We start from the raw sequence: 15,290 nt of genomic DNA, 5'->3' as shown, positions 1-15,290 counted from the left end.
TGCAGCGCTATGATCATCACATTAAGGAGGATTTATATGAAATTTACTAAACCGTTCGCATTATTTATCGCTTTTGTCATGCTTATCACTATCATTCTTCCTCCCTCTCAGCAGGTGTTTGCTAACGAGAGTAGCACAACCATTCTCACTTCAGATTTTGAGAATGGAACAACGCAGGGCTGGGCGCGTAAAGGAAACGAGTCGCTAACGGTCTCAGGAGATGAGTATCATGGCGGCTCTCATAGCCTGTATATTTCTGGGAGGAGTGAGGATTGGGAGGGACCCAATTACGTTTTAACAGAATTGTTGGCTCCTAACCGCACCTACTCCATTAGTGCTTGGGTCAAGCTATCCCCCGGTACAACGCCAGCTGATATTAAACTTACAATGAAGAGCAGCATTGACGGGGAAGACAACTGGGAGCAAATAGGCACGGCGGATCAGAATGCAGCATCGCAATGGACCTTAATAAAAAGGAATTATACGACAGGGAGCAAGAAGGGCGAATATGATCTTTATGCAGAAGCCACGGCGGGTACTGCCTTTTATTTTGATGATGTTTCCATAGAGCTTGTGCCTGACTCAGAGGGCCCGGTGGGCGATGATCGACTGCTTATCGATTTTGAAGATGGAACGCTTCAGGGGTGGTTGCCGCGAATCGGACATGAGGCGCTGACCGTTTCCGCAGCTGAAGCCTATAGCGGCAGCAACAGTATGCTGGTAGAAGGGCGGAGCCGTACGTTTCATGGGCCAGCACTTGAGCTCAAAAATCACCTTCAAAAGAACAAGGAATATGAATTAAAAGCCTATGTTCGATTAAAGGAAGAGCCAGCCTCTGACATCAAATTGCAAATGACAGCCTATAAGAAGTCCGGATCGGAGAGCTGGAATGCACTAGATTCCATTACGATTAAGAAGTCGGAGTGGCAGCAATGGTATGAGCTTAAGGGACAGCTTAATTACAGCGATTCTCCTTCGGAGCTAAAACTATTCATTGAAACGCCTTACATTACGGAGAATACTCCAGATATGCTATCTTTTTATGTAGATGAAGTAACCGTAGTCCCTGTTACGGCGCTATCGATTCAAAACGATATCGTGTCCTTAAAGGATTATTTTAAGGATGACTTTCCAATTGGTGCTGCCGTCTATACCTGGCAAATGGAAGGAGCTTATGGGGAGCTTCTCAAAAAGCATTTTAACAGCATAACGGCAACGTATGAAATGAAACCAAAGTTTATTTCCCCAGCTGAGAATCAGTATACCTTCGATGCAGCCGATTATTACGTGAAATATGCTCAGGACAATGGAATGGGGCTGCGCGGACATGCTCTTCTATGGCATATTGATGCGGCCGAGTGGATGTTTACGGATAGCAATGGACAGCCTGCCAGCCGCAACTTGCTTCTGCAGCGCCTTCAGTCTTATATAGAGACGGTAATGGATCGCTACAAAGGGAAAATATACGCATGGGATGTTGTAAACGAAGCTATCGCTGACAATGGGGGAGATGCGGACGGTGTTAGAATTTCGCCCTGGTATAATCTCATAGGTCCTGATTACATCGAGAAGGCATTCGAATTTGCTCGTGCTGCGGACCCTGATGCCAAGCTGTATTACAATGATTACTTTACAGAGGTTCCAGAAAAAAGAGAACATATCTATCAATTGCTAAAGCGTCTCAAAGATAAAGGTCTGATCGACGGGGTAGGCTTGCAATCCCACTATGGGTTGGTTACGCCGCCAATTGAGGAAGTTGAAAAGACAATTAAGCTGTTTTCTTCGCTAGGGCTAGATATTCAGGTTACCGAGCTGGATGTTGATAGCGGAGTAAGCATGGGTACGCCTATGCCTGCTGACATAGCTGCAAAGCAAGCACATAGATATAAGGAATTGTTTGACTTATACAAAACCTATAAGGACAAGATTTCCTCTGTAACGATTTGGGGATTGCAAGACGAGAAATCCTACAACAATCAGGCTATGCTATTCGATGCGAATCTCCAAGCTAAGCTAGTCTACTGGGGAATTGTAGATCCACTGTCACTTCCGATTATTACAAACCGGGCGGTATCACTCATGGCAACGCCAACGGCGGGTGATCAGAATTCTACAGATTCCGTATGGAAAAAAGCTGTACAGACGCGGCTTAAACGCAACAGCAACGAGGCTGCAACGTTCCGTACCTTATGGGATATGACCAATCTTTATGTTCAAGTAGAGGTTAAAGATGCTACCCGTGACGCAGCGGACAAGATAGAGTTGTTTGTGGATGAGAATAATGGAAAGTCGGCGGTTTACGAGTCAGATGATCGTCATCTTACTTTTAATCGGTCAGGCGCTGAAAATGGCGATAGCAGCTATAAAATAAAAGAAACAGCAGCTGGTTATAAGCTAGAAGCCATTATTCCTTGGAAAGGCTTAGCGCAAGGAACGGAAGAAATCGGATTCGATATTCGTATTCAGGATGCATCGACAAGCGAGATATTGCCGGTTTATTGGAATGACAGCACATTAAGTCAAGATCTGGACACAAGCAAGTATGGCGTCATTCAGCTTGCAAGTATGCCAAAAAGCGCACAGTCGATAAAAGGCACTGCACGTATTGATGGACAAATGGAAAGCGATTGGGAAAAGACAAAGCCATTCGCTGTGGATCTAACTAATAATAACAGCAAAGCAACGGCTCAAGCTCGTTCAATGTGGACGGATGACAGTCTGCTTCTGTTAATCGACGTAACCGATCCTCTGCTTAAATCAGACGATCCGCAGCCATGGCTGCAGGATTCAATCGAAATTTTTATCGATGAAAATCATCAACGAACATCGACTTATCAATATGATGATGCACAATATCGGATAAATATTGATAATGCAGCTACCTTTGCTGGAAATGCTTCTCCTTCTCGTCTGGAGAGCGCAGTTGTAAGAACAGAGAAAGGCTACCGCATGGAAGTGAAGATCGCGCTGCCTGAGCTTCGTCCGAATAAAGATAGTGTAATAGGTCTGGACATTCAGGTGAATGACGATCAGGGCGGAGGAGTGCACAGCACCGCCAAATGGAACGATCCAACAAACGATTCATGGAGAAATACTTCCCAATTCGGCATTTTGACCTTTGCCGAGTCAGAAAAGAACAGCGGCATCGATAATGGCGGTGACAAACCTGGAAGCTCAGGGCAATCTGGCAGCACTGCTGATCCTGTGATGACCATTACTCAGGAGAATTTTCAGAACGGGTCGCCTAATCGGGTAAGCATCAGCGTACAAGAAGGTAAGCATCAAGTACGGCTGCCACTTCAATTAGCTGGTCTATTAAAAGGTAGAGAGCTGGAGCTAGTCAAAGGGTCTACTGCACTAACGATTGATTCAAAAGTGCTCCAGCCCCTCATTGATCAGTTGAAGCCTGAATTTCGGAATGGAGCTGAGCTGTCGCTTCGTATGGAGCCTGCTAAAGAGGCTGCAGGCAGTCAGCAGCTACAAGGAGAGCAAGGGTTATCTGCGAAGTTTATTGGCGGAGAAAGCTGGTCCTTCGAACTGTCTTTAATAACGGGTGATGGTCGTGTGATTAAGGCGGGCACATTTGATGGAGCTGTCACCTTATCCTTCTCCTATTCAGCGGAAGCCAATATGAAGAAGTCGCTCTTCGGCATTTACATGCTGAATGAGCAGACCAATAAATGGGAATATGTAGGCGGGAAGAATGATGAAAAAACGAATCATATCTCTGTTGAGCTTGCGCATTTCAGTAAGTACGCGCTGCTTGAATATGATAAGAGCTTCAATGACGTTAATTCAAGCCACTGGGTATATGAGCCGTTGAAGGTGCTGTCTGCAAAACAAATTGTGAATGGCCAAACCGCTGCTCTCTTTGCTCCAGACAAATCTATTACGCGAGCGGAGTTTACCGTTCTATTGGTACGCATGCTTGGACTTAAAGAGCAAGGGGTCTCCAGTTTCATAGATGCTGCGGAAGGAACATGGTTCTCGTCGGCTGTTAATGCTGCTTTTAAAGCAGGGATTGTTAAGGGTGTGTCAGTGGATCGGTTTGCACCCCTTGCAAACATTACACGTGAAGAAATGGCGGTTATGCTTGCTAATGCTTATGCATACCAAGCAAAAACGAAACCAGAGGAGTCTAACGTCGAGCTATTATACGTAGACAAGGCTAACATCTCGGCATGGGCGAAGAACGCTGTTTCTATTGTTTCTTCGCATGGAATGATGAAGGGCAAGGGTAATTATCGTTTTGATCCTAGTGAGCATACTACTCGAGCAGAGTCAGTTCAAGCTTTATATAATATGCTCTTGATCCCGAATACAAGCAAATAATGAATGGTTTTAATGGCGCCAAGCTCTCTTCTATAGAAGGGGGCTTGGCGTTTTATTTGTATTCAATCAGCGCAAGCTCGGATATTAACAATTTGTTATCGATGCTTATGATTTATCATAGTAGCGTCTCTAGGCGCCACTTATAATGAGAACAGACGATAGGACAGATAGGATTTATGTCATTCAAACAGAAGGGAAGCACACAAATGAAGAAATCAATAACACCAGCAGATGCCCTTGCAGAGACCGCTCCACAGCTGTCTCAACGTACGGATCGCCGCTCCAAATGGCAAAGGGCGTTGGTGCTGGATGCGATGCTGCTGCCAGCGGTTATCCTTACTTTAATCTTTGCTTACATTCCAATGTTCGGACTCGTAATTGCTTTCCAAGATTTCAAGCCTTGGCTAGGATTTTCCCAATCCAATTGGATTGGCTTGGAGCACTTTCGTTACCTTTTCAGTACGCCAGAGTACGTACAAGTCATTTGGAATACCGTTATTATAGCCGGAATGAAGATGGTTTCAGGACTCATCGCTCCGTTTACCTTCGCTCTCTTGCTCAATGAAGTGAGAAAGGCGGCTTTCAAACGGACGGTACAAACGCTCGTTTACTTGCCGCATTTCCTTTCTTGGGTCATCTTAGGGGGAATCTTGCTGGACATGCTGTCCAGTGAAGGACTCGTCAACCAGTTTCTAGGTGCGGTGTTCGGTTTAAAACCGATATTCTTTCTCGGTGATGGAAATTGGTTCCGATTTATCGTTGTTGTAAGCGATGTCTGGAAGGAGTTTGGATTTGGAACGATCGTATTCCTTGCTTCACTTGCAGGAATTAATCCGTCATTGTACGAGGCGGCGGAAGTAGATGGAGCGAACAGATGGCATCAAACCTTGTTCATTACCATCCCAGCACTTATCCCAATTACAATCGTGGTTGGAACACTATCTTTAGGTAATATATTGAATGCGGGCTTTGACCAAATATTCAATCTGTATAATGCACTGGTTTTCGACAAAGGGGATATTATTGATACGTTTGTCTACCGTATCGGTATTATAGACGGCAAGTTCGGATTCTCCACAGCAATAGGGCTTTTCAAATCGGTCGTAGGCTTCGTGCTTATCGTCGCAGCTTACCGCTTGGCTTACAAACTGGCCAATTACCGTATTTTCTAGAAAGGATGAACCGACAGAATGTATCATAAATCGAACACCTACAAATTATTCACAGTGATCAACTATACGTTTCTAGCGATATTATCCATTGCTTGTATTATTCCATTAATTCACATTTTAGCTGTTTCATTCAGTGGGAAAGCGGCTGCGAACGCTAATTTGGTCGGATTGCTGCCCGTTCAGTTCACGGTTGAAGCCTATAGCAAGACATTGGAGAATGAGAATTTTATTCGCTCTTTATGGGTAGCTGTTCAGCGTACTACATTAGGCACGCTAATCAGTATGGTACTCGTTACGCTCGCGGCGTATCCACTATCTAAAGAAGCGCACCATTTCAAACGCAGAAGTATATATACTTGGTTTTTCGTCTTCACGATGCTGTTCAGCGGTGGCTTGATTCCCTTCTACATTCTTATTCAAAAGCTAAACATGATGAATACGCTTTGGGTGCTTATCATTCCTGGAGCCGTATCGGTATGGAATATGATACTCCTGCTTAATTTTTTTCGCGGGGTGCCTAAGGATTTGGAGGAAGCCGCATTCATCGATGGAGCCGGCCATCTGAGAACATTATTCAGTATTTATTTGCCAGTATCGATGCCTGCAATTGCTACACTATCATTATTCTCAATGGTTGGACATTGGAATTCCTGGTTTGATGGTCTAATTTTCATGACGGATCATAAAAACTATCCACTTGCGACTTTCCTGCAGACTATTATCGTACAGCAAGACTTCAGCAAAGTGACGGTGCGACCTGAGGATTTGGAAAATATTTCGCAAAGAACCGTAAAGGCTGCGCAAATCTTTATCGGCATGGCACCCATTCTCCTTGTGTATCCTTTCCTTCAAAGATTTTTCGTCAAAGGAATTGTACTTGGCGCCGTGAAGGAATAATGGATTTGTTTAATGAGAGGGGTGTTGCTGCACAGTAGGATCTATCTATGATTTGGTTGGAATGGTCAAAGCACATCAAATAAATTCAATTGGGGGGAATAAAGAAATGCTAACTAAATGGAAAAAGCCGGTTGTCATGGTCATGACAGGGGCTATGCTGATGGCATCGCTTACAGCTTGCGGCAGTAATAAAGACGGTCAAACAGAAGAAAAGGCCGGGGATGATTCCTTTTATTCAGCGAAGTTCGAGGACGGCAAATATGTGGAGCCTGTTTCCATTACGACGGTCTTCCCTATTACAACTAACTTGAAATTCAAAAATGGTGAAAACATTGATAACAATGTTCATACAAAGTGGGCAAAGGACACGTTGGGTATTGATATTAAGTACCTATGGACGGTTAGCGATCAAAACAATGCTTACCAAACGAAGCTTAGACTGATGCTTACCTCTGGACAGGAAATGCCGGATATTATTTCATTCCGGGGTGATCCAACACTCATTTCCGATTTGATTTCGAGCGGCCAGTTTACGGATGCAGGAGAACTGTTCGATAAGTATGCCTCCGATACTTATAAAGAAGCGATGGCACAGGATCCAACGGTTTGGAATCCGTACATCCGTGATGGCAAACGAATGGGAATTCCGATTTTGGAAAATGCGTACAACAATGATCCGGTTATGTACATTCGTGAAGATTGGCTGAAAAAATTAAACTTGCAGGCTCCTAAAACGATCGATGAGCTTGAAGTGGTCATGGACGCCTTTACTAACCAAGATCCAGACGGCAATGGCAAGAAGGATACGACTGCTTTATCCGTTGGCTTTAAAAACAATTTGAATACCTGGATGTCCGAGACAGGATGGGTGTTTGGAATGTTCGGCACCATGCCGAATCAATGGAACGTAGGAGCTGATGGCAAGCTTGCCTATGGTTCTATTCAGCCAGAGATGAAGCCTGCACTCGCCAAGCTGCAAGATTGGATGAAGAAGGGCTATATTTCCCAAGAGTCGGGACTGTATGATGAAGTAAAAGCCTCAGAAGCTTTCACAGCTGGCAAATCAGGTATCATTGTTGGCCCTTATTGGATGACAGGCTGGCCAATTCCTGACCTGAAAACCAATGTCCCTACCTCTGAGTATAAGCCATATCCTCTGCCTGCTGGTCCTGATGGCAAGGTTGGCCGTCATGGCACTCCAATCAGCACAGGTGCGGTTCTTATTAATAAAAACATGAAAAATAAAGATGCATTCTTTGTTTACCAGAACTACCTGTTTGACAACTGGGCAAACCCGTCTGGGGATGGTCCATTCTCGAAAGGCTTCGCAAAAGGGTATGACTATGATATTGGTCCAAACGGCGAGATTTACCGCGAGCAGGACAGCGATAAAATCCCTGGAGGCTGGGTAGATGCCATTCGGTATACACTAACTTTCGATGGCGCTATCATTCCTTTCCTTCGTATCAACGGCTTAGCGAAGCTGGCGAACGGTGAAAAGCCGTCAACGCCGTATGAAGAGACGCTTACAACCTCTATTCCAGAGCAAATACAAGCGGCGAAGATTGTTATTGATCAGAAGGATGCTACTATGCCTAGTATGTTTACTGGTACTCCTACAGAGACACAGCTATCCAAAGGCGATATGCTAAGCAAGCTGGAGAAGGAAGTACTGAACAAAATTATTTACAATAAAGCTTCGGTTGATGAGTTTGATGCTTTTGTTGAAAGATACAATTCATCAGGCGGAACGAAAATTGCGGAAGAAGTTAACAAATGGTACGATGGGATTAAGTCCAAATAAATAACAGCAAGAAGGGCGGCTCATTCATGAGCTGCCCTTCTTGCTGTTATTTCATGTAGCTAGGTTTTATCCCGAAAATCCTGTGGAGTCATACCATAATGCTCCTTGAATACCTTAATGAAGTATTGTGAATTAGAATAACCGAGCTTATCCGAAATTTCGTACACCCGATCGGTTGAATTTCGGAGTAAAGCAACGGCATGCTCCATTTTCACACTGAGAATATACTCGCTCAGGCTGCTGCCGCTTAGCTGCTTAAACAGCTTGGATACGTAAACGGGATGAAGGGCAACATGATCGGCTATCGATTGCAGGCTGACGGATGACAGATGAGATGAAATAAATACTTGGATCTCTCGAATAATAGCTTGTTGTTGACTAGAAACGTCTTTCTCCAGCTTCTCCTTTAGTGTTAAGACAAGCTGTTTTGCCCATTCAATAAGCTGGGAAAGTGAGCGGAACGTTTGTCTATACACAAGCTCATTTCCCGCTACATCTGACAGGAGAACATTGTTTCTATGAGCTATGTAATGGAAGGAGGACATGAGCACCGTTCTTATCGCATCCAGATGCTCTTCCGTTTGCTCGGTTAAAGCGCTGAATGCTTCCTCAACTTGATCCAATCTGTCTTCAAATCCGTCCCATTGGCTGGTTTCCAGGAGATGGATGAACGTAGGTGGATCATATAATACGTTCATGGATCGAATGAAGGATACCTGTGGCGGCTGCTCGGCAAGTGCTAGAAAATAGCCTGTACCGTTTCCGACCTGCTTTCTAATTGCTGTGACTGCATTCTCATACATATGGCGAAGATCACTGCTGAATTTCCCCGGATAGGTAAGGATGACCGAAATACCGCCCCCCAAGTATTCATTCACATTACGATGCAATTGGAGTGAACGGCTGGTAAGTTCCTTTAATAGGCTTTCAGAGTTCTGAAAACCGTCTGTTTGCTTTGCTTTGAGCGTGAATATTAAATAATCATAAGCATCTCGGCAATGCCAAGTCTCGAAAGAATCCTCGAGCAGCTCGCAAGCGATGTTTGTCACTGCATATTCGAAAAGCAGTAGGCTGTTTTGTCCATAGCGGTTGAAATGCTCCTCCAGACGAATGACAAGAAGAAAGACATCGTCGTCTTTCCTATAGGTCAGCGAGTAACCGGAAAGCTTGTTTACAAGAGCCTCCTCAGAGTAACTCTTACCTTGCAGCAGCTCGTTAAGAAGCTTGTCCTTCATAACAGGAAGATGTTCCCGGAACGTGAACAATGCTTGCTCGTAGGACGCTGTCTGCTCCATCTCCTTTTTCATGGTATTGATCGTTTCTTCAAGGCAGAGGTCGAGCTTATTATGATCAAGCGGCTTAATTAAGTAGTCTACGACCCCTTGCTTTATCGCTTCTTGAGCATATTCGAATTCCGCATAACCAGTAAGCAGAATGCATTTAATCGTCTTGTTGAATTCTTTAACCCGTGTAATGAGCTCTAGCCCGGTCATTCCTGGCATGGCAATATCTGTAATGAGAATGTCAATAGAATTTCTTTCAATAATTTGAAGCGCCTGCATGCCTGAATAAGCAGTAAACACCTTTTCAACCCCATATTTGGTCCAGGGGAAGGCAATTTCTAGATCATCGACGACATAGGATTCGTCATCAACTAATAATACTTGCAGCATGGTTGTCCTCCTGCTTTTGAATTGTAATGATATAACAAGTTCCTTCGGATAATTTTGATTGAATAGTCAGCCCAGATCTTTTTCCAAAATATAGCTTGAGACGCTGGTGTACATTTCTCATGCCTGTACCTACCTTATTCTCAGAAAATATGCGTTCCTCGATATGTTGATTAACGATAGAGAGTCTATCCTCCGCTATTCCGACGCCGCTATCTTGAATCAATATACGCAAGGACTGCTCATCCTCCTCCGCACTAATATTGATATGTCCGGGATGCAGAGAGGGTTCTATGCCATGCTGAATGCAATTCTCGACAAGCGGTTGAAGGATCATTCTAGGCAAGCGATACATACACATGGTTGGTGGGATATCAATAGAGAAGGTCATCGACCTTTTGCGCAACTGTAAAATGGACAAATAGTGCTCAACGAAGACAAGCTCCTCGTTAATGGTAGAATCGATATTTTCAATTTTTTGTACGTATCTGCAATAAGCACCGAGATGAAGCGTCATCGCAGTTACGGATTCATAGTCCTCGATGCTGGCTTTACTCTGAATATAATTCAAGCAGTTATACAAAAAATGGGGATTGATTTGAGCTTGGTATTGCTTAAGCCTTGCTTCGGTAACTTCCAGCTCTGCAACGAGCACCTGCTCAATGAGTCGCTGCGTATTCTCGGCCATACGATTAAAGGAGTTGCCAAGCATTCTGAACTCGGTTGCATGAAGATCGATTACACGACTAGAAAAATCACCGCGATCAAATTTGTCAATAGCCTTCCTTAGTACAATAACAGGTGTCTGCACTTGCCTGCGCAGCACGAGGCTATAAATCAGTGAAATAAGCAGCAGCACAATGATGGAAAATATAAAAAGAATATTATTTTGAGAAATAGGTTCAATGAACTGACGCATAGGGTGGTAATCTATAAAGTACAAATCAAGCAAGTCAGATTTCATATAGTTGAGCAGGTATTCAGTTCCGTTGTCGTCGACCGATAAAAAGCCGCTCTTGCCCTCAATTAACGGAATAATTCGGCCTGTCGTATCCTCTAGTAGAGGGGAATTGCCAGTTTGGATAATCGTTTTGTTAAAAGAATCATAAAGCAAAGGGGTTCCGGAAGAGTACTGCTTCATCATTTTAAGCAGATTATCCAAAGACACTCTCGTTTCAATAAGCAATGGACCGATATGGCTGCGGGTCAAATTAGAATAATAGCCTGAACCATCCTTCTCCCAGTGCACGACCCACTTATTCAGCCGTTGGGAGGGCGGATTATAGGTTGAGAAGGATAATGTACTGTCGGAAGACACGGTTTCCTTCAAATCTGGGTAGTAGAGAGTGATCGTGTTGTTCCAGGATGTAGAGGCACTGTTGAGAGCGAGCTTGTCAATGATAGCTAATTTGGCCTCGTACTTGGAATAGGCATCCCCGAATTGCAGGACATAGGGATATCCCCTGACCGAATGGTCTTCAGACATGGTCGTTGTATTCATAAGGACTTGCTCGAACTGGGTGGAGAGCTGAGAGGTCATGAATTTGACTTCACCAATTTTATTTTTCTTTAGCTCTTCTTGGATATCCGTTACATTAAGTCGATATATAATCCAGAAAATAATGATGATTAAGAAGAACATGAGCAGTAACCCTAGCATCAGCTTTTGAAATATAGAAAGACTAGCATTCATGGTTAATATTCCTCCGAAAATATGAATAGCAGCATCTTCTATTTTACTATATTTTAATAAGCATAGTGGCAATTGCACAAAAAATAGGCATTAAGCAGCTTGTTTTGCGCACTCGATAAAAGGCTGCGCCAGTTTCAGCGCAGCCTGTAGGGAATAAATAATTCAATTAGTTCTATTTAGCTGTATCGATGTTTTCTCTATCGGTCTACTTACCGCCTAATTTAGGTAATGGCTTGCCTTGTTTAACGAGGCCAACACCCTCCGCACAGACGCCATATTTCTCCCAAGGACAAGTCGTGCATAGATGACTGATGTCCTCAGGCACCATCGTTTCAGCTACGCGATCACATATGGACTGCCAGCTTCCTCGCTCAGCTGCTTGGAGCCCAAGCTTTGCGAGTATCGCTGCATCCAAGCTGTAGACGGTTCCCTCGCAATGATAGGCTTTGTCCGGCGGATATGCTTTGCAAACATCGTCTGGGCCTAAAATAATTTCAATTTCAGTTTCAGGCTTTGCGAGCAGCAATTCGTAAATAGCAGTCATATTGACGCAGAAATCATCCGAATAACCCATACCTCGGTAGCCTAGTAGACAAAGCAGATGGTGTCCTCGTAATCGAATTGTCATAGAAGTACCGCTCCTCATGCAAAAAAATCCTATATGTTAACCATTTTATCATAATAAAAGGTTTACATATAGGATTTATCTAGCTATTCATTAGGTTAATGAGCGAATTAGAGTAAATGATTTATTTTTCTAAATATTTTTCTTGAATAATGTTCAAATGATGAGTCTCATGTCCAGCAATAATGTAAGCGAGAGCTCTAGCGGAGATATTGCCGCCATTAGCTACGCCAATGCGAAGCCATGCTTCATCCGACAAACCGCGCAACAAAGCGAGAGTAGCCCGGCGAACCGAGATGTAATCCTCGATAATTTGTGATAAAGACCATTCTTGAAAGGTGGCGCCGTTCATAAATTCGTCCTGATCATAGCCGGAAAGAGGTGTCTTGTCACCCCGTGCGATTCGAAGCAAACGGTAGCTCATGACGCGCTCATTATCCGAGATGTGACCGATGACTTCCTTAAGCGTCCATTTTCCTTCCGCATAGCGGTAATTAGCCTGCTCCTCGGGAATATCGGAAAGCAATTCAGTTGTGCTTGCGAGCTGTTTTGTAAGCCATTCCGTAACAGATCCTTCGCCTACTAGGCCGATATACTGTTCATAATAATCAAAGTATTCATCCCGTGACGGTCGTTGTGTCATGCGTAAAGCCTCCCATTCATATTGAAGAGCATTTATTTTCCAAAAGCTTTCATTATTTTTATCGGCTATCCACTGCGTTTTTTATAGCGGTATTGCCCTGGAGTAATTCCCTCTTGTTTGCGGAAGGAACGGATGAAGTTTTGCGGATTATTGTAACACAGCTTTGCAGCGATGTCTTTAATTGGCAGCTCGCTGTCGGCGAGCCATTGTTTTGCCATTTTGAAACGGTACATCGACAAATACTCGCTAAACGAATAATTCGTCTCCTTGCGGAAAACGCTGCTTAAATAATTGGCATTATAGTGGAGCCGTGATGCACATTCTTCAAGCGTAAGATCGGTGTCGTACAGATGCTGCACGAGGTCAATGATCTTCTCCGAAATGTTGTGGTACTGCGCCTCCTGACGATCCTTGAATATGTTGATCATCGGATAAACAACGCTGCTCCAGAACCAATCATCGATCTCGGCAGAGGTATGCAGCCCAAGCAGCTCCTCCAGCAGGGAACCCTTTAACGGATGGATTTGGTTTAGGCTTACGCCTGATTCCTGCATAACGATCAACAGATTATTGAGCAGCCGGGCAAGTGGAATTTGATATTCCTGCGGCGATAGCTCCACGACAAATACCGCTTGTAAAAAAGCTCGCAGCAGCTCCTTCGATTTATCCTTCTCGGCCAGCTTAATTGCATCGATAAGCTCATTCTCGATATGCCCTGGGTAGTTGAGATTCAAATAATGTTTGCCGGCATTCACATTCTCATACTGAATAATGATGCCTTCGCCTAATTTCATGCGCTGCTTCAGTGCCTCAAGGCCTTCTCTATACGCTGTCGACAGCGATGAGAAGGAGTCGAACGGCAAGCTCATGCCAATGCTGACCTGCACGTTTAGGTAGCTTGCGATCTGCTGCTGCAGATGCTCTGTTAACGCATATTTGGCATTGTGGAAAGCGTCCTTGCCCACTTCTGCGCTGCCGATAATCGTCACAATCGTTTGATCCATAATGATCGGGGCAAGTCGCTGCTCGAAGGGAATAAGCTCCTCGATGATGTTATGGACAGCGAATAGGAGCAGCTCCAAATCACTTTTGGAGTAACGGCTGTTATCAGGAAAATCAATTTGCAGCGTAATCGCAGCCATCGTTTTCCACTCTTTTAGTTGAGAGTCATAGCCGAATTGAGCCAGCTTCTCCGGGATTTCACTTGACTTGATGTTGCCTTGGAAGGCTTTCATGAAGAAGAAGGTGCGCACTTGATGAATATGCTGCCTAACCTCTTTTTCAAGCTCGGTTTTGGACTGGAATAAATGGGTGACGCGTTCCCCAATCGCTTGAAATTCATTTGTTTTCCGCTTCTGAATGTCAGTCAGGCGCTCGCCGATTTGATTCAGCAGCAATTGAATTGGCGAATACATATGCCGAGAGCCTATCCAAGCGAGCAGCATGGATAGCGTGAGCATAAATAGACATACATAAAGTGTATACGTGCCAATTTTATTTGATTCCTTCGTCATGCCGGCAATGGACGTGGCAGAGAGATAGATCCAGCCGTTTAGATCGGAACGGTAATAGGTGACGGAATAATCTTTCTGTTCAATCGATTGTGTAAACTGTCCAGAGGGCTCAGTGAGCTGACCCATATGCAGTCCGCTCTCGAGCACAGGCTTGCCGATCAATGCTTGGTCGGGATGGATCAGAATACGGTATTGATCATCCAAAATCATAATGGTCGAAAAAGGGTCCTCATCGCTCTTAAGTAGCTCCTGCAAGCTGCAGGTCGGAATGTTGGCGAGCGCCAAGCCGTATTTTTCAAGCCCATTCGTCGGCAGCTTCTTCACGAGGCTGATGCTGTAGCTGCAAGCAGCACTTTCCGCGGCTTCCTCACTATAAAACCAGCTGGATGGGTTAAGCACCCATGAGGTTCCTTCAGGCATATGCATAAGGCTGGACAGCTCATCGAAATAAGCATATTGTTCAAACGAATATAGCCCGGAATTTTTGATCATCCAGTTATGGCGCTCATTGATCAGGATGACATCCTCAAGCTTGGTGTCAAAGGATTGCATATGGCGGATCTCGTTCCGCAGGTCATCATACATCACAAAATCGTTGACGGTTAGCGGCTGATTCATCGCTTTTTTGAGCACGGTCGAGTTAATAACCTGATTCAGCGTGTGGTTGACAGTCGTCAATTTCTGCTCTACATTGGAGTTGATTTGCATGATAAGCTGCATTTTCCCACGGTTTACATTTTTCTGAATTTCACTGGAAGAGGTCGCATACGAGAATGCGCCGATAAAAATGACGGGAAGCGTGCTGAGCAGAAAGCCGAAGATCGTCATCTTGCTTAAAAAGGTTAAAGATCGCACAGCTATCAACACCTTGTCTAGTAATGAGCGAGCATTAGCTTTATTTTAGTAAACGCATACATTTTGAGCAATAATCATCTATCGC

Annotated in this window: 9 protein-coding genes; 4 read left to right on the top strand and 5 right to left on the bottom strand. The window is 44.3% G+C overall.

Annotated features, from left to right (window positions below; all coding sequences use genetic code 11):
- Window positions 1-36: 36 nt before the first annotated feature.
- From MHH56_RS31780 to MHH56_RS31765, 4 genes are all read left to right on the top strand, one after another.
- A complete protein-coding gene (locus tag MHH56_RS31780) occupies window positions 37-4,332 on the top strand; it encodes an endo-1,4-beta-xylanase (RefSeq protein WP_339205510.1) in 4,296 nt (1,431 codons plus the stop codon).
- Window positions 4,333-4,646: 314 nt separating this feature from the next.
- A complete protein-coding gene (locus tag MHH56_RS31775) occupies window positions 4,647-5,504 on the top strand; it encodes an ABC transporter permease subunit (RefSeq protein WP_339209784.1) in 858 nt (285 codons plus the stop codon).
- Window positions 5,505-5,522: 18 nt separating this feature from the next.
- A complete protein-coding gene (locus MHH56_RS31770; RefSeq protein WP_339205509.1) occupies window positions 5,523-6,401 on the top strand; it encodes a carbohydrate ABC transporter permease in 879 nt (292 codons plus the stop codon).
- Between the two features lie 106 nt (window positions 6,402-6,507).
- Complete coding sequence (locus tag MHH56_RS31765) at window positions 6,508-8,205, top strand: extracellular solute-binding protein (RefSeq protein ID WP_339205508.1); 1,698 nt, start codon at window positions 6,508-6,510, stop codon at window positions 8,203-8,205.
- 59 nt (window positions 8,206-8,264) lie between these two features.
- Here the strand turns inward: MHH56_RS31765 and MHH56_RS31760 are convergent, their stop codons facing one another.
- The 5 genes from MHH56_RS31760 to MHH56_RS31740 form a co-directional block, all read right to left on the bottom strand.
- A complete protein-coding gene (locus MHH56_RS31760; RefSeq protein ID WP_339205507.1) occupies window positions 8,265-9,878 on the bottom strand; it encodes a response regulator in 1,614 nt (537 codons plus the stop codon).
- Window positions 9,856-11,568: a sensor histidine kinase gene (locus MHH56_RS31755; protein ID WP_339205506.1), complete on the bottom strand. Its 1,713-nt coding sequence runs from the start codon at window positions 11,566-11,568 to the stop codon at window positions 9,856-9,858. Before MHH56_RS31755 ends, MHH56_RS31760 begins: the two co-directional genes overlap by 23 nt.
- 205 nt (window positions 11,569-11,773) lie before the next feature.
- Window positions 11,774-12,196, bottom strand: a complete 423-nt coding sequence (locus MHH56_RS31750; protein WP_339205505.1) for a DUF1284 domain-containing protein — start codon at window positions 12,194-12,196, stop codon at window positions 11,774-11,776.
- A 121-nt stretch (window positions 12,197-12,317) separates the two neighbouring features.
- Window positions 12,318-12,836, bottom strand: coding sequence for a DinB family protein (locus MHH56_RS31745; protein WP_339205504.1), 519 nt, complete (start codon window positions 12,834-12,836; stop codon window positions 12,318-12,320).
- A gap of 65 nt (window positions 12,837-12,901) precedes the next feature.
- Window positions 12,902-15,205: an AraC family transcriptional regulator gene (locus MHH56_RS31740; protein ID WP_339205503.1), complete on the bottom strand. Its 2,304-nt coding sequence runs from the start codon at window positions 15,203-15,205 to the stop codon at window positions 12,902-12,904.
- Between the last annotated feature and the right edge of the window lie 85 nt (window positions 15,206-15,290).

The organism is Paenibacillus sp. FSL K6-3182 (assembly GCF_037976325.1).
Classification (GTDB): Bacteria; Bacillota; Bacilli; order Paenibacillales; family Paenibacillaceae; genus Pristimantibacillus.
Note: the sequence above shows the minus strand (reverse complement) of the source record. Positions and strands in the feature narration are given on the sequence as shown.

What these genes read in the sequence shown, in the direction of transcription:
- MHH56_RS31755 (WP_339205506.1), bottom strand. Translation starts at nt 11,568, where the DNA reads ATGAATGCTAGTCTTTCTATATTTCAAAAGCTGATGCTAGGGTTACTG.
- MHH56_RS31750 (WP_339205505.1), bottom strand. Translation starts at nt 12,196, where the DNA reads ATGACAATTCGATTACGAGGACACCATCTGCTTTGTCTACTAGGCTAC.
- MHH56_RS31765 (WP_339205508.1), top strand. Translation starts at nt 6,508, where the DNA reads ATGCTAACTAAATGGAAAAAGCCGGTTGTCATGGTCATGACAGGGGCT.
- MHH56_RS31745 (WP_339205504.1), bottom strand. Translation starts at nt 12,836, where the DNA reads ATGACACAACGACCGTCACGGGATGAATACTTTGATTATTATGAACAG.
- MHH56_RS31780 (WP_339205510.1), top strand. Translation starts at nt 37, where the DNA reads ATGAAATTTACTAAACCGTTCGCATTATTTATCGCTTTTGTCATGCTT.
- MHH56_RS31770 (WP_339205509.1), top strand. Translation starts at nt 5,523, where the DNA reads ATGTATCATAAATCGAACACCTACAAATTATTCACAGTGATCAACTAT.
- MHH56_RS31760 (WP_339205507.1), bottom strand. Translation starts at nt 9,878, where the DNA reads ATGCTGCAAGTATTATTAGTTGATGACGAATCCTATGTCGTCGATGAT.
- MHH56_RS31775 (WP_339209784.1), top strand. Translation starts at nt 4,647, where the DNA reads ATGCTGCTGCCAGCGGTTATCCTTACTTTAATCTTTGCTTACATTCCA.